Here is a 20876-nt window from a genome sequence, read left to right as displayed (position 1 = left end):
GGAAAAATTCTGTCGATGATAATCCGATGAACGCTAAGGAAAATTCCCGAATTTCGTTTAACCATCAGGCTGCCGTTTACGATACGACTCGATATGGAGCCCATGCGAGGAGACTGTATCGCTCGATATTGGAACGAGTAGTCTCGTTACAGGGAATAAGTAGTTTGTTGGATGTAGGGTGTGGAACTGGAGAGATGCTCTATTTAATTCGCTCCAGATGTCCGGCCATGAATTTGTATGGTATTGATATATCGGAAAAGATGCTCGATACAGCCCGTTCGAAATTGGGAGAAAAGGCCAGCTTGTTTTGGGGCGATGCTGAATATCTTCCATTTGATGATGGCGTTTTTGACCTGTTGATATGCAACGATTCATTTCATCACTATCCTGCTCCGGCAAAAGCCCTTTCGGAGTTCCGTCGGGTGCTGAGGCCTGAAGGCCGTCTGTTGATAAGCGACTATCACGTCGGTTTCCCATTGAGGCAGTTGATGAACCTGTTTATTCGCTTTGGACGTGATGGAGACGTTCGCATATATTCCAGAAAAGAGATTGTTCATCTGTTGAGCGAAGCTTCGTTTGGAGACATATCGTACGAATCGGTCCATACTACGGGTTGTATTGTTATGGGGAGGAAGACGGAATAGTGAGTTTTACATGCTTGCCCATTGTGCAACGTTACATGCTTGAAATAATGCCGGACAATGATCTATATTTCGAAACCTTGCGGCTGGTGCTTCGCCGTTGGAGCGAAGCCGATGCTCCGTCGCTCTATCGCTATGCCAGCGATCCGGCGGTGGGGCCTGTGGCCGGATGGCCTCCTCATACCTCGGTAGAGAACAGTCGGGAGATTATCCGCAGCGTGCTCTCGGCTCCAGAGACCTATGCCGTAGTGCTCAAGGCGACAGGTGAGCCGGTGGGGAGTGTGGGCATCATGTTTGGCGATGGAGTGCACAGTGCCGCCATGGAGGCTGCTGATGCCGAAATCGGCTACTGGATAGGTCGTCCCTATTGGGGACAAGGACTTATCCCCGAGGCAGTGCGCTTTCTGTTGCACCGCTGTTTCGAGACCCTGGGGATACGGCGGGTGTGGTGTGGTTATTACGATGATAACATGAAGTCGCGCCGGGTGATGGAGAAGTGTGGGTTTACTTACCACCATACTGAGACGGGAAAAGTCTCTCCGCTGGGCGATGTGCGTACTGAACATTTTATGCTAATCACTTCGGACGAGTGGAATAGACGGATAGAATAAAAATAGACAGTTATGACCGAATTGCGTCAGATACCCAATGTAGGGAAACGGACCGAGCAAGACCTCTTGGCCATGGGATATACCTCGATAGAGTCGCTGTGCGGTAAGAGCGGCGAGGAGTTGTATGTCGAGGAGTGCCGCTTGCGAGGTTGCACCATCGACCGTTGTCAGCTTTATCTCTACCGGGCCGTATCTTATTTTGTCAATACCGGGCACCCCGACAGGAACAAATGCAAATGGTGGCTGTGGAAAGATGAGGTGGCCAACCCTTCGCCCTGTGGTGCGGTATGTGCCGAGTGTGGCAATTATCCGGCATCGTGCCGGGGATGCCGGGCCATCGAGGGACAGGTCTTTTGGTTGTCGTATACCGGCGACGACGAGTGCCCCGTCTACCGCTGTTGCCGGGAGCAGGGGCGGGCAAATTGCGGGGGTTGTCCCGAATTGCCTTGCCGGCGTTTCACCAAAGACCCCACGATTAGCGACGAAGAGAACGAAGCCCACCTGAAGCGTATGGTCGAACGGTTGAACAGGACGGTACGGAACGACCGGCCGGTTTTGAAATAGCATTTGCTTTGAGAGAGGCAGTTATATAAAGGGGAACGGCCCCGACGCACGATTGGCGTCGGGGCCGTTTGTTTAGGGTTATAGTTGAAATTTAGAATACCTCGGTGACGATGCGGATGTCTTTGCGATCGGCAAATTGCAGGGTGAACCAGATTTTGCCCTCGCTGTTCACCTTTTCGATGGTGGCGGTGCAGCTCTCGTACTGTACCGGGTCGTTGTGGCTTTCGCGGGTGGCCACAATGGCGTTGCTCAGGGAGCCCTTTTGGGTGAAGTCGCCCTCGGCCGAGAAGCGCAGCAGTTTGCCCGTCTCGGGGTAGAGGAAGGCGTAGGAGCGAGTGGTGGCGCTGGCTGTCGAGCCGGTGATGTCGAGACCCGGTTCGCAGCTCACCTGTAGGCCGGCAGTCTTTTCGGTCTCGAGCGAGGAGCCCGTCCACGACTCCACGCGAGGGGTAGAGTTGATGGTGAAGCCTATCTGGTAGGCATTGGCCGTGATGGTAAAGGTGTAGTTGCGGCTTTCGCCCGAGTCGAGTACCACCGTGAGCAGGGCCTTGCCCTCCTTGAGTGCGGTGACCGTGAGCACATTGCCCGACCGGGTGTAGTCGATAATGGGGTTGTCGGTCGTCAGGGTATAGGTGGTCGACTTGGGCAGTTTGAAGGCTACCGACTCATCTACCCGCAGGTTGAACGCGGTTTGTTGACTCTCTTCTTTCTCCTCCTTGCAGCCGCAGAGCAGCGACAGGGCTATCAGGGAGGCTACGATATAACGGATATATTGCTCTATTTTCATAATCGGTTCCATTTAGGGTTATTCGACAATTTGTACACGCATCTTGCCTCGCGAGGCCGAGGTGGTGAACTGGACCGTATGGAGCCCCGGCGTAAGGTTGGCGGGGTTGAATTGGGTGGCCTTTTGTCCGTCGATGGTCCATTCGACCGCCACATCGGTGTTCAGTTGCAGGGTCACGGGGCTATCGCTCTTTTTGTAGGACGATTTCAACCCCACAATCTCGAGATAGGTGATTTGCGACGAGAGTACCGAGCCCGAAAGGGCGATGTCGGTAGCCGACTCGAGGTCGTCGCTCGTGAGGCGCAGCGTGGCGTTGTGTGCCCCGGTAGTCTGGGGCGAGAAGGTGACAGTGAGGTTGATGCCCGTCGTGTTGAGCGCATCGGCTGCAAACGAGGTCGAGGCTATGGTAAATTCGCCGCGATCTTCGTTGAGAATCTGGGCTGTGACGGGCGAGGTAAGGTTGCGCCCCTTGAGGTAAACCTCGGCATGTTTCGAGGTGCCGTCGGCAATGTAGCCAAAGTCGATGCGGTTGCTCGATACGGTGATGGCCGGGGTTGAGGTCTGTCCGCCCGAGAAGCTGAACTCATAGCCGATTGAGTCGCCCCAGATGTACTCCACCAGATTGGGGTAGTCGATGTAGGGGTTGCGGTTGCTCTGGAAACTGTAGACGGCGTTGTTGCGGTCGATCTCCTTCTGGCTCACGGGGTCCTGTCGGTGCCACTTCAGCAGCAGGGTTTGGCCGTAGGCATTGAGGGTGGGGTAGGCGTTCTGGGCAAACATGGTGTTGGCCAGGGATTGCCAGGTGTAGTTTTGGTAGCAGGTGACAAAGTAGAGATACATGCGGGCGAAATCGCCTTTGTACTCGTCGGCCGGCTCGAACAGGTTGGTGGCCTTGCCGTTGACATAGCCGGTGCCTACTTTGCTCACGCCGTTGTCGAACGAGGGGGTAACCACCTCGCCCAGTGCAAAGTTGCTTTTGGCCATATTGGCGTTGGCATCGGCCGGGGTGAGGTGGTGCAGGTCGTAGCTGGCGTCGTGTTGAAATCGCGTGAGGGGAGTTGTTCCGTCATAATCGGCCGCGTCGCCCCACCAGCTCTTGGGCACACTGTGCTCGATGTTCATCCCTTTGGCGGCTCCGCTCGAGAAGCTGTAGGTGTTGTTGGAATACATGTCCCACACTTTACCGTTGGGCCTTACGTCGCTCTGCTTGAATACGGTCCAGGTGCAGGCCCCGTCGTAGTTGCGCGAGCCATAGGCGATGCGGGTGTGGTTCTTGAGCAGGTTGTACAGCTCGGTCTTCAGTTCGGCACCGCTCTTCCCCTCGAGGGTATTGGGGTAGTAGTCCCGGGGCATGTCGGCCATCAGCGAGAAGCAGGCGGCGCATAGGGCGGTGATAATCATTACATATCGTCTCTTCATACTCTCTTTATAAAAGGGCCACAAAGGTAGTGAGAATGGCTCGATTTGCCAAGTCATTCGCCGCTTTTAGGTTTTCTTATGGTTTCGGGGGAGCGGTCGGGGCCGGCTATTTTGAATGCGGTGCAACGATTTTTGGCACTGTCGTCTATGAATATTGTCGCAAAAGTGATACCTTTGTACGCTAACGAATATTCGAAAAAAGAGTTTCTGATGGTAAAAAACGAAGAGCCGAAAAGTATCGTGCAGTTTGCCATGGAGTGGGGCGTGTATATGGGGCTCTACTTTGTGGTCAAGTTTGTTTTCGAGGTGTGTAGCATGGACTCCTTTTTCTGTAATGCAGTCTCTCTGCTCATGCTGTTGTGTATCCCCGTAGTGGTTTATTATGCCATGCGCAAGTACGACGTGATGAGCGGGACGAAGGCCTATTTCGCCCAACTGTGGATGATGGGTATCATGCTCTTTTTCTTCACGTCGCTCATCAGCAGTCTGGCCCAGTATATCTATTATGTCTATATCAACCCCGAGTACATCAAGATTCAGTTCCAGTCGGCTGTCGAGCTGATGGAGGCTCTGAATCTGATGGCCAAGGACCCCTCGTTGCTCGATGCAATGAAGGAGGGGCTCGAGAAGGGCAACGTGCCCACGCCGATGTCGGTGGTGGTAGAGCGCATGTGGGTGAATCTGTTTTTCGGGTCGTTGCTGTCGGCTGCGATAGCGTGGCTCGTGAAACTGCGTGCAAAGTCAAATCATACAAAACAATAGGAATATGGATATTTCGGTAATCGTACCTTTGTATAACGAGGCCGAATCGCTGCCCGAGCTGACAGCGTGGATCGAGCGGGTAATGGCCGCCAACAAGTTTTCATACGAAATCTGGTTTATCAACGACGGCAGTACCGACAACTCGTGGCAGGTCATCGAGTCGCTGCGCGAGAAGAACCCCTGCATCAAGGGGGTGAAGTTCCGTCGCAACTACGGCAAGTCGCCGGCTCTCTATACCGGTTTCCTGCGGGCCGAGGGCGATGTGGTCATCACCATGGATGCCGACTTGCAGGACAGCCCCGACGAGATACCCGAACTCTACCGCATGATTACGGTCGACGGTTACGACCTGGTGTCGGGGTGGAAAAAGAAACGCTACGACCCGCTCTCCAAAACCATACCCACCAAACTCTTCAACGCCACGGCCCGCAAGGTGTCGGGCATCAGGAATCTGCACGACTTCAACTGCGGATTGAAGGCCTACAAGAAGGAGGTGGTGAAGAATATCGAGGTCTACGGCGACATGCACCGCTATATACCCTACCTGGCCAAGAATGCCGGGTATGACAAGATAGGCGAGAAGGTGGTCCATCACCAGGCCCGTAAATATGGCAAGACCAAGTTCGGGCTCGACCGGTTTGTAAACGGTTATCTCGACCTCATTACCCTGTGGTTCTTCTCTCGTTTCGGGGTGAAACCCATGCACTTCTTCGGGTTGCTGGGCAGCCTGATGTTTGTGTTGGGCTTTATCGCCGTGATTGTGGTGGGGGCCAACAAGCTCTATTGCCTGTACAGCGGGTTGCCCTATCGGTTGGTGACCGACTCGCCCTATTTCTATCTGGCTCTTACGGCCATGATTCTGGGCACCCAGTTGTTCCTGGCCGGTTTTGTGGGCGAATTGATTTCGCGCAACTCGAGTGAACGCAACAACTACCAGATAGAGAGCGAGCTGAAATAAAATCGAATCTGTCGAAACTCTTTGAATAGTATGAACGAAAATAAATATCCCGATTTGCTTGCGTTGGTGAAGGCCCGCAAGTCGGTGCGCGCCTTTGCTCCGGCCAAGGTCGAACGTGCCAAACTCGAATATATGCTCGAAGTCGCCCGGCTGGCACCGTCGGCCGTGAATTTTCAACCGTGGTGCTTTGTGGTGGTGCGCGAGGCCGAGCAGCTGAAGGCGCTGTACGAGTGCTACCCGCGCGAATGGTTTGCGGCGGCTCCGGCCTGCATCGTGGTGTGCGGCAATCACGAGGCTTCGTGGAAACGGGCCTCCGACGGCAAGGACTTCTGCGATGTCGACGTCGCCATTGCTACCGAGCATCTGGCCCTGGCTGCCGTTGAGCAGGGGCTGGGCACCTGCTGGGTGTGCAACTTCGACGTGGCCCGTTGCCGCGAGGTGCTGAATCTGCCTCCTACGTGGGAACCCGTTGTGCTTCTGCCCGTAGGCTATCCGGCCGATGCTGCCGAAACGGAGCGGAAGCGTAAACCGTTTAACGATGTGGTGAAATGGGAGCGCTTCTGAGAAGATCCCGGGCCGCCTGGTGGCTGTGGCTGTGTGGCTGCGCGCTGCTGTTGGGCAGTTGCGGTAGCGACGGTTGTGTGGAAAACCGCAACAGCATACCGCGGGCTCAGTTCTATGCCTACAATATCAACGAGCAGGCCCTGGCCATCGACTCGATTTCGATATACGGGATTGGGCAGCCCAACGATTCGATGCTGCTCGACTCGGCCGTCGCGGTCAGTCAGGTCTATCTGCCGTTGCGCTTTACCCAGGACTCCACGCAATATGTCATTCGCTATTTGCAACAGTCGCTCGCGTCGCCCCGCAACAACGACACGCTCACGTTTGTCTATCGGGCCTATCCCTATTTTGCTTCGATCGACTGCGGTGCCATGTATAACTTCAGCATCGAGACTTGTCGCTATACCCGCCATGTGCTCGATTCGGTAGCCGTAATCGTGCACGAGATAACCAACGACGACGTAGAGAGCGTGCGCCTGTATTATACCGTTCAAACCCCCGAACCCGATGAGGAGTAAACTGTTCATATTGTTCCTGCTGGTGGCCCTGACGTCGGTGGCCCAACGTCGCATTACGCCGGTCGACCCTACGGCCCGGCGCGATACGGTGACCACACAACCCGACAGTGTGGTGGCCCCCGAGCCCGAGGAGCCCAAAATCAAAGGGTATATCTACCCCCTTTTCAACGGCTTGACGGTGAATGTAAATATACTCGACGGGGTGACCAAACTCTTCGGTCAGAGTTACGGCAACTACGAGATAGCGGCCGAGCTCGACCTGCATAATCGATTCTTCCCGGTGTGGGAGATTGGGTTGGGCTATGCCGACAATACCCCCGAGGAGCTGAATTTCACCTATCGCACCAAGCCATCGCTCTACAACCGCATAGGCATGAACTACAACTTCGGTTACAACAAGGAGGAGATGAGCTTCTTCTACATCGGTGTGCGATATGGATTTTCGTTCTTTACCTACGACATCGACAACATCACGATGGAGTCGTCGTACTGGGAAGAGACCGAGCAACTGAGCATGACCGGGCAGAAGTCGTGGGCCCATTGGGGCGAACTGTTGGGCGGTTTGCGTGTTCAGGTCTATAAGAACTTCTATATGGGTTGGACCGTGCGCTACCGCATGATGTTCAGCTACAAGAAGAATGCCGATTCTCAGCCTTGGTTTATCCCGGGCTTCGGTCCCGAGGGTTCGCCCTTTGGGTTTACCTATACGGTAGGGTATCGCTTCTCGTTCGGTAAGAAGGATAAGAGCAAGAAGAGTGAAGCCCAGCCGGTTGTAGAATGAAAAAGTGATTGTTATGTTGGAGTCTGTCGAAAATTCGTTGCATGCCGTAGCCGGTCTCATGTTCGATACCACCGAGATAGGGTATACCTTGATTTATGTGATTTTGATCGTACTCATTGCCGTGGTGTGCGATGTGGTTTGCAAGCTGCTCATCAACAAACTGTTGTTGCCGGTTATTCGCCGTACCAAGTTCGAATGGGACGACCATCTGTACGACAAGAAGGTGGTGGCCCGGTTGGCAGCCTTGGCGCCGGCCTTTATCCTCTATGCCTTTTTGCCTTCGGCATTCGAGCCGGAGGGTAGCTGGTATGTATTGACCGAACGCATCTGCAAGGTCTATATCATTGCGCTGATACTCCGTTTCCTGAACGGCATGCTCAATGCCTTTCTCGACATCTTCAACGAGAAGGAGGAGCTGCGCCACTACCCCATCAAGGGCGGTATTCAGACGTTGCAAGTGATACTCTTCTCAATTGGATTTATCAGTATCGTGGGTACCATCATCGACGAGTCGCCTGCCCGGTTGTTTGCCGGATTGGGAGCCTCGGCAGCCGTACTCATGTTGATATTCAAAGATACGATTCTGGGCTTTGTGGCCGGTATACAGCTGTCGGCCAACAACATGCTGCACAAGGGCGACTGGATTACCGCCCCGGCGCATAATGCCAACGGTATCGTGCAGGACGTTACCCTCAACACGGTGAAGGTGAGAAACTTCGACAACACGACCACGACCATACCCCCTTATGCGTTGGTTTCGGGTTCGTTCACCAACTGGCGCAGCATGTTCGAGAGTGGCGGCCGCCGCATCACGCGGCAGATTCTGCTCGATGTGAACAGTATTACCTTTCTCGATGAGGAGGAGCTGCACCAGTTCGAGTCCAATTTCCTCATTGGCGAGTTCGTATCGCAGCGGTTGCAGGCCATTGCCGATGCCCGTGCGGCCGGTAACCGGTTTCTGGTCGAGGAGTTGCGAGTCACCAATACCCTGCTCTTCAGGGTCTATCTCGAGAACTATATCCGGCAGATGGGAAAGTCGAACCCCGATATGCTCTACATGGTGCGCTATCTGCCCATGGCCGAGAAGGGATTGCCCGTAGAGCTCTATCTCTTTTCGTCGGAAAAGGTGTGGAAAATCTACGAAGGCATAGCCGCCGACCTTATGGACCATACCCTGGGCATCACTCGTGAGTTCGGGCTGCGTATCTATCAGTCGCCCGGCAGTTACGATTTTCAGTCGCTCAAAGATCGGTTGTCGTGACCGAATATTTTTGCTCTTCGTTTTGGGTGCGGAATAAATAGTCATCCGCACGCTTCCTTTTTTGTCGATCGAAAGGTGTACGATCAACTGTGACCAATCCGTTTTCGTAGTGCAGGTCCTATTTATTTGGTCTTGTGCTGGTGCTATGCCGCTTGGCGAGTCAAGAAGTGAAGGGAGAATGAGCATTTATTAACGCTTGAATGGCTAATATTTGTTTTGTTATGTATCTATATGTTAATTAGAAGAAGAATTCTTAATGGGAATTAGGGCGTATACCTATTCTTTCTTATATTTATCCAAGGAAAAAGTGCTTATATTCATATTCTTGTGGTGCTATGATTTCTAAACGTGTCATTAAGGCTTTGTATAAGAAGTATTCGAGCCCGCCTAAAACCTTATCCGATTTGAACCTCGACGAGTTTATGACTCTTTGCGGGACGCTGTATGGCGTTACCATGACCGACGATTCCATCACATTTGCACAGATGAGCGACGACAATCCCTTCCGCACGATTCTGTTGCGGAATATCTACGGGATTGAGAAGTTTGAGTATCATGTGGCTCTGGTGTCGTCGACCTATATTCTGTTTTTCAATCGCGATGAGGTAGATGTAACCGTCCACTTCAAACCCGAGCCTTCGAACGTATTCAAGCGTTTCTACTATTGGATTAAGTATCGGTTTTTCCACGAGACGGGCCGCTGAGGGGACTTGTTCTATTATTGTATGTACTACTAAAAATGATGGAATTACAATATAAGTATTTAGCGTTTATAACCTATAGTCGTACTGATATTAAATGGGCTAAGTGGTTACAAAAGCGATTGGAAACCTATAAATTGCCAAACTATATTAAGCGAGGTAATCCTGGGGCTACATTAACACCTATTTTTGCGGATGTAAATGAGTTGTCTTCGGGACTCTTGTCTGATACACTTCAAAAATCATTAGAGAAGTCAAAATTTTTAATTGTAATTTGTTCTCCTAATTCTGCGAAATCACATTGGGTAAATTGTGAAGTACAGAAATTTATAGATTTAGGCCGTTCTAATCATATTATACCTTTTATAGTAGATTATGGCGCAGATAAAGAGTATCTTCCTGAAGCTCTGCGTTATAATGAAATACTCGGAATTGATGCCAAGATGGAAGGTCGTGAAGCAGCCTTTATAAGGGTGTTAGCAAGACTTCTTGATATTGATTTTAATGTGCTGTGGAAGAGACAGAGATTGAGTTCCCCATTCAAAATTATTTCTTCCCCTTTTATATATTTAGGTAATTTAATTAGAAAAATCTTAGAAACGCCGTTGGAAATTGACGCATTAGATAGATATGTACCACAAAGGGATAATACCGATATTTTTATTAGTTATAGGAGAATTGATGGACGTGATGTAGCGAGGACAATAGAACAAGCATTACAAAAAGACCATTATCCAAATGTATTCTTTGATTATACATCCATTCAAGATGGAAAGTTTAATCTGAAAATTATTGATGCGATTTTTTCTTGTAAGGATTTTATTTTGGTTTTGAGTCCTCAGTCTATGAAGAAGTGTCATAAAAAAGGGGATTGGGTAGCCAGGGAAATTAGAACTGCATTGAAATATAAATCGCATATAATTCCTGTTGTTATTGAAAACGGAGAGGGAAATACAGTATGGCGTTGGCCCAAAAACTTTCCTGAAGATTTGAGTGAAATTAAAGATTTAGAGCAATTGCCATTTCAAATGGGAACTTATTTCCGGGCTGCAATGGAAAGGTTGACTAATCGGCTAAGAACTTTAAAATATGAAGCCCCTCAGGAACGTACAGATGAAAATTTAGTTTTGGATAGCGCCAATCTTAAAATTAAGTATACAAGGGCTTGTAATGTGTATATAGATGAAGAACTATGTATGAGTATAGAAGAAAATAAATTTACCAAGATTCTTCTAAAAAAGGGAGAATATTTACTCAAGATAACGACATTAGATGATAAAAAAATTTTATTAGAGGAAAAATTGGATCTGTCGAAAGACCGATTGTATACTGATTTTAATTAGATGTGTCTATATAATATTTCTAACCTGGGAGAGAGGATTTTCAGTTTGTTTCTGTGTCCCCTTTTTCACTATCTTTGTATAAAATAACTGTATTATGGTTCGAACGATAGAGATTACATTGCCTCACTACGGGCGAGGCTATCACCTGGTAACGCGAGAGATTTTTACCCGCTTGCCCGAGTTGCCGCAAGCCGGTGTGCTCCATCTGTTTATCAAGCATACTTCGGCGGCATTGACCATCAACGAGAATGCCGACCCCGACGTGCGTCGCGATTTCGCTTCGTTTTTCGACAGGGCAGTCCCCGACGGTGCTCCTTACTTCCGCCACATTTGTGAGGGCGACGACGACATGTCGGCCCATATCAAGGCCTCGCTGCTGGGCCCTTCGCTGACGATTCCCATTCGCAACGGTCGCCCCGACCTGGGAACCTGGCAGGGTATCTATCTGTGTGAGTTCCGTAACGACGGCGGGGTGCGCCACATTGCCGCCACTATCGTCGAGTAACGGGAGCCGAGCAGGATGTCTCGCCTCTCTTGTGTATAAGAAAAGGGCCGCCTCGCGCGATAGCGAAGCAGCCCTGCAATGCGTTTATACGGTTGCCCTCGGGGGCGAATCGGTTACAGCGTGTAATCGTCGTCCATGTTCAGGTCGGCAAAGCCTTCGTCGTCGAGTTCCGACGGGTCGTAGGTTTCGTCGCCATAGAAATCTTCGTCGAGGTCCGATGTGTTGTTGGCGGAATTCTTCTTCTCCAGTTCCTCGAAGTCCATGGTCTGTTGCGGGGGATTTCCCTCTTTGCGGGTGCAGATAGGGGCATCGAGGTCTTTGCCCGGCTCAATCTCTTTCAACTCCATGAAGAACATGCGGTCGGTCATGTAGTCGAATACGAAAACCAGCCGTTGGCCCTCGTCTTCGATCAGCTCGCTCAGTCGGGTCGAGGACATAATCCAAGTATCTTCGTCGGAATCTTTGCCCATGTCTACGAGCGTGATTTCGGTCTTTTTCTCCCAATCGTCGTCACAAATGAAAAACGAGGTCATTTGATCTTTGGTGAAGCCCACCGAGTCGAGTATGGCATCGTGCAAATCGAGAAAGGTGGCATCGGAGTCTATGCAGATTTCCCGTCTGAAATTGTCAACTTCGTCCGAAACAATTCTGAATTTATAGATCATGATGTTGTGTAATTAGGTTCTTTTTTTGGATATGTAAAAGTAGTAAAAAACTTTCGCTTACCAAATAATGCCTGTAAAAATATGGAGGCGACATCTATATTTCGGCAGCTGTCGGCCGTCGAGGGTAGGGCGATACCTATATTTAAAAGAGGCGAGGCATACCGTGTTGATATGCCTCGCTGTTGATATACAAGCCGATAAGCTCTTTATGGTCGATTAGAAGCACCAGCCTACGCGCAGCGACGGGGTAGCATGGAAGCCGAACGAGGTTTGCAGTATAGCTTGGTTTCCCTTGTCTTCGGTGGTCCCGTTCTCTGATATGGTAGTAGTTAGGGTACGTTTGGTATCCAGCGATTCATACCCCAGACCAAGCTCGAAACCCAGGTAGAGGCCTTTGCACAGGTACACATCGACACCGGTGAATACGTTGATGCCGAATCCCAGTCCCGGATTCTTGATTATGGTCTTATTTTCGCTGATTGAGCTGCTGGTCGTCTCTTTAGTTGTAGAGGACAGTAATCCGATTTCGCCTCCGACATAAGGCGATATTCTTTCATATTTGGTAAAGTGATACTCAAAGCCGGGCATAATAGAGAATATCGTTTGCGTGTTGCGGTGGTAGGTCTCTATGTCGTCGTTTGTGCCGTTGGGGGTAAAGTCGGTTGTCTTTTGCGACGATGTGTTCAATCCCAGTTTCAAGCGGACGGCCATCTTTTCGTTGAGGTGCAAACGCACTTTGGCACCATACTCGGGCAGGCTGAAGCCACCATCGGTAGCACCGCCGGGCGAGTAGCTCAACTCGGTGGATACGGTCATGGCATCGGGCTTGAACTTTTCTTGTGCTTGTACGTTGGTGAGTACCAAAGCCGCTGCAGCGGCTGCGAAGAGAATCTTTTTCATAATTCCATTTTTTTCGTTTTTCCTACTCTGTCTATGGTTTTCGGAGGCGCCATTACATGATTATGGTGTGCAAATATATTTGAAAGTTTCGAACCTCAAAATTTTTAGTCGGGAATATATCTCGCAAAGCCCGTTTAATAGACTTTTCAAGCCTGTTTGTCTATCCGATGGCGATAAAACGCGAAGCGGAAGTCTCTTGCTCAGAGGCTCCCGCTTCGTAATCGGTATTATCGAAAAAGTGTATCTTAGAGATATCCTTTGATAATTCCCCGTTTGGAGTTGCGCACGAACATGACGATTTCGTCACGCTCTTTGGTGGCAGGCAGTTCGGCCTCGATGCGTTCGATAGCGTCGCTGTTGTTCATGTCCGACAGGTAGAGGTACCGGTAAATCTCCTGGATGTTGCAGATGGTCTCGTTGCTGAAGTTGCGACGGCGCAGACCGATGGAGTTGATGCCGGCGTAGGAGATGGGGTTGCGTCCTACCTTGATGTAGGGGGGGATGTCTTTGTTGACGTGCGAGCCGCCCTGTATCATCACGTGTGCACCGATGTGGCTGAACTGGTGGATGAGGGTGCCCCCGCCGATGACGGCATAGTTGTCGATAACCACTTCGCCGGCTACCTGGGTAGCGTTCGAGATGATGACGTTGTCGCCTACGACGCAGTCGTGGGCGATGTGCGAATAGGCCATGATGAGGCAGTTGCTGCCGACTACGGTTTTGCCTTTGGCGGCGGTACCGCGGTTTACCGTCACACATTCACGCAGGGTAGTGTTGTCGCCAATCTCTACAATGGTATCTTCGCCGTTGAATTTCAGGTCTTGGGGAATGGCCGCAATGACTGCTCCCGGGAATATCTTGCAGTTCTTGCCGATACGTGCGCCTTCCAGAATGGTTACATTGGAGCCTATCTGAGTCCCTTCGCCGATGACTACGTTTTTATCGATCGTAACAAACGGCTCGATTACCACATTATTGGCAATCTTGGCATCGGGATGGACGTATGCTAACGGTTGTTTCATGTTTTTTCGTTTTAGTATTTATTTGTTCTTGATAATCTGTGCCATAAATTCGGCCTCGGTCACAATGCGTTCCCCTACGAAGGCATAGCCTTTCATGTAGGCACATCCCCGGCGTATCTCCGACATGAGCGACAGGTGGAAGATGATGGTGTCGCCCGGAACTACTTTTTGACGGAATTTGACATTGTCGATTTTCATAAAGTAGGTCGAGTAGCGCTCGGGCTCCTCGACGGTACTCAATACCAGCAGACCACCGGTCTGAGCCATGGCCTCGACTTGCAGAACGCCCGGCATGATGGGCTCGGCGGGGAAGTGGCCCTGGAAGAAGGGTTCGTTGCCCGATACGTTTTTCACACCTACGATGTGGCGTGTACCCATCTCGATAATCTTGTCGACGAGCAGGAAGGGGTAGCGGTGGGGCAGCAACTGGCGAATGCGGTTGATGTCCATGAGCGGAGCCTTGTTGGGGTTGTAGACCGGGCATTGGATGTCCTGACGGCGTACCTCCTTGCGGATGAGGCGGGCAAACTGGTTGTTGATTTTATGCCCCGGACGGGTAGCGATGATGCGGCCCTTGATGGGTTTGCCCACCAGAGCGATGTCGCCCAGGATGTCGAGCAGTTTGTGGCGGGCCGGCTCGTTGTCAAACTCGAGCGGCTTGTTGTTGATGTAGCCGAGTTCGTCTACATGCTTGTGGGGCACGCCCAGCAGGTCGGCCAGACGGTCGAGCTCGGTCTGCGAGGTCTTTTGGTCGTAGATGACGATGGCGTTGTCGAGGTCTCCACCCTTGATGAGGTTGTGCTTTACGAGGGGCTCTACCTCTCTCACAAAGACAAAGGTGCGTGCACCGGCAATCTCTTTCTTGAAGTCGTGCAGGTCGTCGAGGCTGGCAAACTGGTTGCTCAGTATGGGCGAGTCGAACGAGATGAGGGTATTGATGCTGAACTCATCGTCGGGCAGAACGACAATCGACGAACCGCTCTCTTCGTCGTGCAACTCGATTTTCGATTTAATCAGGTAGTATTCCCGTTCGGCATTCTGCTCTACGAGGCCACAGCGTTCTATCTCTTCGGCATACACGGCGGCACTGCCGTCGAGAATAGGCAGCTCGGGGGCATTTACCTGAATGAGGCAGTTGTCAATTTCGGCGGCATACAGGGCAGCCATAGCGTGTTCGATAGTGCCTACACGGGCATCGCCTTCGGCAATCACCGTGCCCCGGCTGGTCTCTACTACGTTTTCGGCCAGCGCTTCGATAATGGGTTGCCCTTCGAGGTCGATACGCTGTATCTTATATCCATGATGTTCGGGGGCGGGGAGGAAGGTTGCGGTGATTTCCAAACCGGTGTGTAATCCTTTTCCGCTCACCGAGAAACTGTTTTTGAGGGTTTTTTGTTTCATCGATATTGAGTTTTATTTGTTTTTCAGTTGTTCTTTCAACGACTCTATCTCTTTGGAGAGCTCCTTGACCGTGCGAGTCAGTTCGGGCAGACGCTTGATGTAGACCACCTGCCGGGCAAACTCTTTGGAGGGGACGGCGGGGTAACCCATGATGACGGCATCGTCGTCGACGTGGTTGGGGATACCCGACTGAGCTCCCACCTGAATGCGGTCGCCCAGTCTGATGTGGCCGGCCACACCCACCTGGCCGCCTATCATGGCGTGGCTGCCCACCTTGGCCGACCCGGCTATACCGGCCTGGGCGGCAATAACGGTGTGTTCGCCCACCTCTACGTTGTGGGCAATCTGTATGAGGTTGTCGAGTTTCACCCCTTTGCGGATGATGGTCGAGCCCATGGTGGCGCGGTCGATGGTGGTGTTGGCACCTACCTCGACATTGTCTTCAAGAATCACGTTGCCTATCTGGGCAATCTTGGCATATTCGCCGTTGGCCTGCGGAGCAAACCCGAAACCGTCGGCTCCGATGACAACGCCTGCGTGCAGGGTGCAGTTGTTGCCGATTACGCAGCTGTGATAGATTTTCACACCCGGGTAGAGGGTGACGTTGTCGCCGATGGTGACGTCGTTGCCCACATATACCTGCGGGTATATCTTGACATTCTTTCCCAGTTTTACCCGCTCGCCAATGTAGGCAAAGGCTCCCAGGTAAATATCGTCGGGGAGCGTGACCGATGCGGCTACATAGTTGGGTTGTTCGATACCTTGCTTGGCCGTGAGCGAAGCGTTCACCAGATTGAGCAGCATGGCCAGGCAGGCATAGGGGTCGTCTACCTTGATGAGCGTGGCCTCGATGGGATGCTCGGGCTCGAACTCGCGATGTACCAACACAATGCTGGCATGAGTCTGGTAGATATAATGCGTGTATTTGGGATTGGCCAGGAAGGTGAGTGTCCCCGGGGTGCCTTCTTCGATTTTGGAGAGGTTGCTCACCTCGACCGAGGCATCGCCCACCAGCTCACCATGCAGAAAATCTGCTATTTGTTGTGCTGAGAATTTCATATTTGTTCTCTGTCATAAGGGTTATACAATCGGCAAATTTCGCAATTTTTTTTCAAATTCTGGGTAATAACCCGACGAATTTATTACAAAACAATTACAAGCAGGGGTTGCGGTTGGGTATATTCACCTGATATCCCTGATTCCATAATAGATGGAGCAGGAAGTTGTAACCGATTGTAATATATTGGATATTATCTTTTTACATAGGTTTTGCTCTGCGGGTTGCAGTTTGTCGGTTTATATCTTTTCCCAACCGTAAGGTTTGGGCAAAGACAAGGGGGGACGGTTTGTAGTTGGTCGTGACCCTAACCAGCGTTTGTACCAGGGGCGATTGTCTTCGAGAGAGGAGGCATATAGGCGATAAGCATGGAGCAGCAGTTGCGCCTGTTCCCGTTGTTTCTCGACCTCGGTGAGCTCTTTGAACAGCGTTTGAAACTCGTCCATTTTGCCGTTCAACAAGAGGCATGTGCCTAAATTGAGGGTAGCCAGCAACCAGACATCCCGCTCGGTGGCCTGTTGGCGGATGTCGTTGAATATGAGCTCGGCCTTCTTTTTCAGGTTGGCTCTCAACAGGCAGAGGGCATAGACCATTTGCTCGTGGACAGACGGGTTTTGTATCTCGTCATAGCGGGCAATCGCTTCGGCATAGTCGCCTTTTTCGTAGGCCGAGGAGAAGAGTGATTGCAAGGGTGTTGCCTTTTTTTTCTGCAACATGGAGAGCACTCGTTCGATTCTTGTAACGATTGTTTGTCCCAATGGAATGTCGGCAGATACCTCCGGGCTTTGATAGGTATAATAGGAGTTGATCAACAGCTCGAGTACCTCTTTCTGGTCAAAGCCGTATTTGACGGCAATCTCCAACCGGTAGTACAGGCAGAAGAGGCCGAGCACGATGAAGCGGGGTATCTGGGTTTGGATAAAAGATTTTTCGAGAAGGGCCCAACCGTCCAGCAGGGCGGTGAACATATCCTGCGGGGTATACAGTTGCTCTTCGGGCGATTGTTTTTCCCAGATCTGGTATAAGAAGAAATAGGCCTGGCCGACGTGTTGCAGTTCATAGGGCTCCCATATCGTAGAGTCGGTGGTGATACCTAATTGTACGAGGGTGTTGTTCAGCTCTTCCCACTTTTCGTTGGACTCGTCCGATACCTCTTTATGTATATCCCACAAGTGGCAGGCGGCAATCAACAAGAAGTGCCGGCATTCCATGTTTTGAGGGTCTGCAATCAGAACTTTCTGGAACAGGTCGAATTGTTTTTGGTAGCAGGTCAAGGCCCGATTGTTTTCGTTGCGGTCTTCGTAGTAGGTGCCCAATGTTTCATAGGCAATGCCCAATTCGATGGTGTAGTGGTCGTTTTGCAAGTTCTGTTCGTGCAGGGCGGTACGCATCTCGATGGCTTGGGTAAGGAATGGCAAAGCTTTTTTGCTGTCGTCCATATCGACGTAGGCTTGTCCGGCCAGGTGACAGAAAGCGGCTATGGTGTCAAGGAACTCGGTGCGGGCCGAAATCTGAGGTATATAGGTTTGAGCCTCTTCAATCAGTCTCCGTTGCTTGTCCCGGTTGGACGTGCGGCGATACAGGTCGAGCAAGTGCAGGCAGCTGGAGAATATATTGTATGCGAGTTGAATGTCGTGGGGTGAGGCCTGGTAATTCTGCTTGTCTTTCGAGTAGGAACGTGTAAACAGTTTTTCGGCGAGTGCGTAGTCTTTTTCGTTCAGGGCCGCCCGGCCTTTCATTTGGTCGCCTATACTGTCCGGTATCTCTTTTTTATCAGCCTCCAGCGAATCGATAAGCTGGGCGTACTTTTTGGTCGTTTGGAAATCTCCCATGGCTTCGGCCGAATCGAGTATCTTGTAATAAAGCTCTTTGAGCAGTTTCCAGGCATCGCTGTTTTCGGGGTGGCGGTCTGCATACGCTTTGACGCTGTTCTCGATACCTTGGGCAAACTGCAAGGCAATCTCCTTTCTCCACCAGTTCAGTTGCGGATACAGGTACTCTATGGCTATCTGGTATAATCGGGTGTAACCGTACGATTCCATCATTTCCCAAAAATCATTGTTGTTAACCCGTTCTCGATTGTATTGATGGGCTTGATCCCGTGATAGGCAGAACATGTTGATAACCCAGGGCAGCATTGCCGGAGCATCTGATTTGATGTTTTCGGTTATTTCGGTAACCGTCGTTTCCAGATTTTCGTTACTCAGGTCGGGGTCGATGCAAGTGTATGCGGCGGTTAAGGGCAGATCGGCCATCAGACAGTAATAGACCTCTTTTTGAGATGCGTGGGGGCGGTTCTTGCCCGGGCCGAGGTAGTATAGGGACAGATTGAAAAACAGGGCTTGCTTGGTCCTTTGAGAGGGCAGTTTGCTGAGCATTTGTGATATGTGCTGGTAGGTGAAATACCAGGTTCCCGACTCGTAGTCTTGGACAAGTATGTCTTTGAGATAGTGGTGTATGTTGGAGAATGCGAGCGGGTTCCACGATGGCCCCAGCAGCACTTTGAGGTCGGTTTCGCTCAGGCCCCGGTAGGAGAATGCGAGCAGAAACAGGGCGCTCCATAAGAAATTTTTGTCCACGTCGTGCAGCAGGCGGGGAATGATGGATTGGACGACGAGGTGGGAGGGGAAGACCGGAGCTTCCTGCACACACTGGAGCAGGTAGTTCTCCAGCCTTTTTTCGTTGTCGGTCTCGCTGCCGGTGTATCGGGCCTTGGCATAGTCGGCCTCGTCGAGCGAAACCAGATACCAGACCAGGAGTTTTATCCATAGGGGGTTGTAATAGGCATAATATCCGTCGGGACTCCATTCGAGAGGTTCGTCCCCGGTGTATTTTTTGGATAGAATCAGGTCGATTAAGGAGTCGGGTATGCTCTTGTGATACAATCGACATTGCTCCTGAAGAAGCAATAGTGCCTCTTGCCGGGTTAAAAAGGGAAGAGAAAGCACTTGAGCCTCTGGTTTATAGATTGTAATCTCCTTTTCGTATCCCTCTTCGGCTGTTTTTTTGCAAGTGAGTATGCAGCAGGCTTCGTCGGGGAGCCAACTGTAATTGGATGCGTCGTCCGATGGGCGGAATGCGTCGGTCGAATCGATGAGAAGTATAACCTTACGCTTGTTTACCGTAGCCTGATGTACCAAATCCAGAAAATATAAACGGGCTTTGTTCCCGACTTTGTCGGGTTCGGCATACGGGATATTCAGTTCGGTACATAGCCGTGATGCGAATCGGCAAAACATACGGTAGGTATAGTCGGCATAGAGCGAAACCTTGGTGCAGTGCAGCAGCACGATGAACTCCGGTCGTTTCACCAGCCGGGTGTACAGTTGACACAGCAGGGCGCTTTTCCCCATCAGGGGGTAGCTCGGGATGACTATGACCCCTTGTCGGGTGAGGGCAAAATGTTCCAACGTGTCGAGCTCTTTCTGCCGCCCGACAAACAGGCGAGTCTGTGTATGCCGGAAAATCTCTTGTTGGAGCTCTTCTGCCTCAATCCAGGTTTGGGGTGCGGTGTTGGCCGTGTCGGCCAGTTCGGTCTCTATCTCGTGGCGTAACTGCCGTTTCAGTTGTTCGCCCCATTCTTCCAGCCGGGTGAAGCGGTCGTCTTTCCACTCCAAACGATAGGTGTGTACGTTGTCTAACCGCTCGGCTTCGCAGCGTGAACGGATATGCTGTTTGAGGTGTTCCAGTTTGTCGGAATTTACCGGGTCGATGTACTGCGGTAGTTTTTCGGCAGGCATATTGTCGTAAGACTCTTTGTCGCGGAAGTAGAACAGACTGTGGGGCAGAAGGTCCTTGCGTCCCAGAGCCCCGAACAGAATTTCCATGGCCGTAACGCTGTACCCTTCGGCTCCTTGCAGCAGAGAACGGTCTTCGTCGTCCATCTGGTTGAGAATCCGTTGGAAGCACTCTTGAGAGGGTACCCATCCATAGCGATGGCCGAGCAGGGCCACAAAGAAGGGGCGGCTTCTCTTTATCTCTTCCATACATACATTGAGAACCGAGAGTTCTCGCTCGTCTTGTCGTTTCTCCTTATCGGTGTGCACCCCCCAGCGCAGGTCGACAAAGGTCAGCGACACACGCCGTTTCTCAAATTCGCGTTCTAAATCACGGGCGATGATGTTGTTCAGGTAGTCCCGCTCGGCGTCCATGTCGGTAAATGTGCTGCTTATGAAGATGGTAAACGATTGCCAGGGCCTTGAATTTGTGGTCATGTTTCGGGTCTTTTGGTTGGATAACTGTCGTTTTTTGTGAGTAATCGAGACGTGTAACTCTACATCCTTTATGAAAGAATGAGAAAAATAACAAAAAGCATATTTACAAATATAATGATTTGTTCGATAACAGGGGAGTATGAAATACGAATTTAGAGATAAAGCGGAGTTTTTTTTAGTAAAAATGGTTTTTATTCGGATA

Annotated in this window: 20 protein-coding genes; 12 read left to right on the top strand and 8 right to left on the bottom strand. The window is 51.1% G+C overall.

Annotated elements, in window-relative coordinates:
• The first annotated feature begins 26 nt into the window (after window positions 1-26).
• Genes B5F38_RS10310 through B5F38_RS10300 form a run of 3 tightly spaced genes read left to right on the top strand, consistent with a single transcriptional unit; the run spans window position 27 to window position 1816 of the window.
• Window positions 27-644, top strand: a complete 618-nt coding sequence (locus B5F38_RS10310; protein WP_087409206.1) for a class I SAM-dependent methyltransferase — start codon at window positions 27-29, stop codon at window positions 642-644.
• Window positions 645-691: 47 nt separating this feature from the next.
• Complete coding sequence (locus tag B5F38_RS10305; RefSeq protein ID WP_087409223.1) at window positions 692-1252, top strand: GNAT family N-acetyltransferase; 561 nt, start codon at window positions 692-694, stop codon at window positions 1250-1252.
• A 12-nt stretch (window positions 1253-1264) separates the two neighbouring features.
• Complete coding sequence (locus B5F38_RS10300; protein WP_087409205.1) at window positions 1265-1816, top strand: helix-hairpin-helix domain-containing protein; 552 nt, start codon at window positions 1265-1267, stop codon at window positions 1814-1816.
• Between the two features lie 91 nt (window positions 1817-1907).
• Here the strand turns inward: B5F38_RS10300 and B5F38_RS10295 are convergent, their stop codons facing one another.
• The gene (locus B5F38_RS10295) at window positions 1908-2603 is read right to left on the bottom strand and encodes a hypothetical protein (protein WP_143240966.1); all 696 of its coding nucleotides are present in this window, start codon (window positions 2601-2603) and stop codon (window positions 1908-1910) included.
• An 18-nt stretch (window positions 2604-2621) separates the two neighbouring features.
• Entirely contained in the window at window positions 2622-4022 is a 1401-nt protein-coding gene (locus B5F38_RS10290; RefSeq protein WP_158096873.1) for an endonuclease, read from the bottom strand.
• Between the two features lie 210 nt (window positions 4023-4232).
• Between B5F38_RS10290 and B5F38_RS10285 the strand changes: the two genes are divergently transcribed.
• From B5F38_RS10285 to B5F38_RS10245, 9 genes are all read left to right on the top strand, one after another.
• Window positions 4233-4784: a DUF4199 domain-containing protein gene (locus B5F38_RS10285; RefSeq protein WP_087409222.1), complete on the top strand. Its 552-nt coding sequence runs from the start codon at window positions 4233-4235 to the stop codon at window positions 4782-4784.
• 4 nt (window positions 4785-4788) lie between these two features.
• A complete protein-coding gene (locus tag B5F38_RS10280) occupies window positions 4789-5742 on the top strand; it encodes a glycosyltransferase family 2 protein (protein WP_087409202.1) in 954 nt (317 codons plus the stop codon).
• Window positions 5743-5772: 30 nt separating this feature from the next.
• Complete coding sequence (locus B5F38_RS10275) at window positions 5773-6306, top strand: nitroreductase family protein (protein ID WP_087409201.1); 534 nt, start codon at window positions 5773-5775, stop codon at window positions 6304-6306.
• Window positions 6291-6824, top strand: a complete 534-nt coding sequence (locus tag B5F38_RS10270; protein ID WP_087409200.1) for a DUF6452 family protein — start codon at window positions 6291-6293, stop codon at window positions 6822-6824. Before B5F38_RS10275 ends, B5F38_RS10270 begins: the two co-directional genes overlap by 16 nt.
• On the top strand, window positions 6814-7605 hold the full coding sequence (locus tag B5F38_RS10265; protein ID WP_087409199.1) for a DUF6048 family protein: 792 nt from the start codon (window positions 6814-6816) through the stop codon (window positions 7603-7605). The genes B5F38_RS10270 and B5F38_RS10265 overlap by 11 nt, the downstream gene beginning before the upstream one ends.
• Window positions 7606-7618: 13 nt before the next feature.
• On the top strand, window positions 7619-8866 hold the full coding sequence (locus B5F38_RS10260; protein WP_087409198.1) for a mechanosensitive ion channel domain-containing protein: 1248 nt from the start codon (window positions 7619-7621) through the stop codon (window positions 8864-8866).
• A 335-nt stretch (window positions 8867-9201) separates the two neighbouring features.
• Window positions 9202-9570 carry a hypothetical protein gene (locus tag B5F38_RS10255; RefSeq protein WP_087409197.1) on the top strand — a complete coding sequence of 123 codons (369 nt, stop codon included), beginning with the start codon at window positions 9202-9204 and terminating at the stop codon, window positions 9568-9570.
• Window positions 9571-9605: 35 nt separating this feature from the next.
• A complete protein-coding gene (locus B5F38_RS10250; RefSeq protein ID WP_087409196.1) occupies window positions 9606-10910 on the top strand; it encodes a toll/interleukin-1 receptor domain-containing protein in 1305 nt (434 codons plus the stop codon).
• A 94-nt stretch (window positions 10911-11004) separates the two neighbouring features.
• On the top strand, window positions 11005-11415 hold the full coding sequence (locus B5F38_RS10245; RefSeq protein ID WP_087409195.1) for a secondary thiamine-phosphate synthase enzyme YjbQ: 411 nt from the start codon (window positions 11005-11007) through the stop codon (window positions 11413-11415).
• 113 nt (window positions 11416-11528) lie between these two features.
• Here the strand turns inward: B5F38_RS10245 and B5F38_RS10240 are convergent, their stop codons facing one another.
• The 6 genes from B5F38_RS10240 to B5F38_RS10215 form a co-directional block, all read right to left on the bottom strand.
• The gene (locus B5F38_RS10240) at window positions 11529-12080 is read right to left on the bottom strand and encodes a hypothetical protein (protein WP_087409194.1); all 552 of its coding nucleotides are present in this window, start codon (window positions 12078-12080) and stop codon (window positions 11529-11531) included.
• A gap of 216 nt (window positions 12081-12296) precedes the next feature.
• Complete coding sequence (locus B5F38_RS10235; protein WP_087409193.1) at window positions 12297-12980, bottom strand: outer membrane beta-barrel protein; 684 nt, start codon at window positions 12978-12980, stop codon at window positions 12297-12299.
• A 245-nt stretch (window positions 12981-13225) separates the two neighbouring features.
• A complete protein-coding gene (gene lpxA, locus B5F38_RS10230; protein WP_087409192.1) occupies window positions 13226-14002 on the bottom strand; it encodes an acyl-ACP--UDP-N-acetylglucosamine O-acyltransferase in 777 nt (258 codons plus the stop codon).
• A gap of 18 nt (window positions 14003-14020) precedes the next feature.
• Complete coding sequence (locus B5F38_RS10225; RefSeq protein ID WP_087409191.1) at window positions 14021-15403, bottom strand: bifunctional UDP-3-O-[3-hydroxymyristoyl] N-acetylglucosamine deacetylase/3-hydroxyacyl-ACP dehydratase; 1383 nt, start codon at window positions 15401-15403, stop codon at window positions 14021-14023.
• A gap of 12 nt (window positions 15404-15415) precedes the next feature.
• A complete protein-coding gene (gene lpxD / locus B5F38_RS10220; protein WP_087409190.1) occupies window positions 15416-16462 on the bottom strand; it encodes a UDP-3-O-(3-hydroxymyristoyl)glucosamine N-acyltransferase in 1047 nt (348 codons plus the stop codon).
• 237 nt (window positions 16463-16699) lie between these two features.
• Window positions 16700-20674 carry a DUF4062 domain-containing protein gene (locus B5F38_RS10215; protein ID WP_087409189.1) on the bottom strand — a complete coding sequence of 1325 codons (3975 nt, stop codon included), beginning with the start codon at window positions 20672-20674 and terminating at the stop codon, window positions 16700-16702.
• Window positions 20675-20876 lie beyond the last annotated feature (202 nt).

The sequence above is a fragment of the Barnesiella sp. An22 genome (assembly GCF_002159975.1).
Taxonomy (GTDB): Bacteria; Bacteroidota; Bacteroidia; order Bacteroidales; family Barnesiellaceae; genus Barnesiella; species Barnesiella merdigallinarum.
This window is presented reverse-complemented; position numbering and strand designations above follow the sequence as displayed.

Excerpts from the sequence above, each read along its gene's own strand:
- B5F38_RS10310 (WP_087409206.1), top strand. The coding sequence starts at position 27 with ATGAACGCTAAGGAAAATTCCCGAATTTCGTTTAACCATCAGGCTGCC.
- B5F38_RS10305 (WP_087409223.1), top strand. The coding sequence starts at position 692 with ATGCCGGACAATGATCTATATTTCGAAACCTTGCGGCTGGTGCTTCGC.
- B5F38_RS10300 (WP_087409205.1), top strand. The coding sequence starts at position 1,265 with ATGACCGAATTGCGTCAGATACCCAATGTAGGGAAACGGACCGAGCAA.
- B5F38_RS10295 (WP_143240966.1), bottom strand. The coding sequence starts at position 2,603 with ATGAAAATAGAGCAATATATCCGTTATATCGTAGCCTCCCTGATAGCC.
- B5F38_RS10290 (WP_158096873.1), bottom strand. The coding sequence starts at position 4,022 with ATGAAGAGACGATATGTAATGATTATCACCGCCCTATGCGCCGCCTGC.
- B5F38_RS10285 (WP_087409222.1), top strand. The coding sequence starts at position 4,233 with ATGGTAAAAAACGAAGAGCCGAAAAGTATCGTGCAGTTTGCCATGGAG.
- B5F38_RS10280 (WP_087409202.1), top strand. The coding sequence starts at position 4,789 with ATGGATATTTCGGTAATCGTACCTTTGTATAACGAGGCCGAATCGCTG.
- B5F38_RS10275 (WP_087409201.1), top strand. The coding sequence starts at position 5,773 with ATGAACGAAAATAAATATCCCGATTTGCTTGCGTTGGTGAAGGCCCGC.
- B5F38_RS10270 (WP_087409200.1), top strand. The coding sequence starts at position 6,291 with ATGGGAGCGCTTCTGAGAAGATCCCGGGCCGCCTGGTGGCTGTGGCTG.
- B5F38_RS10265 (WP_087409199.1), top strand. The coding sequence starts at position 6,814 with ATGAGGAGTAAACTGTTCATATTGTTCCTGCTGGTGGCCCTGACGTCG.
- B5F38_RS10260 (WP_087409198.1), top strand. The coding sequence starts at position 7,619 with ATGTTGGAGTCTGTCGAAAATTCGTTGCATGCCGTAGCCGGTCTCATG.
- B5F38_RS10255 (WP_087409197.1), top strand. The coding sequence starts at position 9,202 with ATGATTTCTAAACGTGTCATTAAGGCTTTGTATAAGAAGTATTCGAGC.
- B5F38_RS10250 (WP_087409196.1), top strand. The coding sequence starts at position 9,606 with ATGATGGAATTACAATATAAGTATTTAGCGTTTATAACCTATAGTCGT.
- B5F38_RS10245 (WP_087409195.1), top strand. The coding sequence starts at position 11,005 with ATGGTTCGAACGATAGAGATTACATTGCCTCACTACGGGCGAGGCTAT.
- B5F38_RS10240 (WP_087409194.1), bottom strand. The coding sequence starts at position 12,080 with ATGATCTATAAATTCAGAATTGTTTCGGACGAAGTTGACAATTTCAGA.
- B5F38_RS10235 (WP_087409193.1), bottom strand. The coding sequence starts at position 12,980 with ATGAAAAAGATTCTCTTCGCAGCCGCTGCAGCGGCTTTGGTACTCACC.
- lpxA (WP_087409192.1), bottom strand. The coding sequence starts at position 14,002 with ATGAAACAACCGTTAGCATACGTCCATCCCGATGCCAAGATTGCCAAT.
- B5F38_RS10225 (WP_087409191.1), bottom strand. The coding sequence starts at position 15,403 with ATGAAACAAAAAACCCTCAAAAACAGTTTCTCGGTGAGCGGAAAAGGA.
- lpxD (WP_087409190.1), bottom strand. The coding sequence starts at position 16,462 with ATGAAATTCTCAGCACAACAAATAGCAGATTTTCTGCATGGTGAGCTG.
- B5F38_RS10215 (WP_087409189.1), bottom strand. The coding sequence starts at position 20,674 with ATGACCACAAATTCAAGGCCCTGGCAATCGTTTACCATCTTCATAAGC.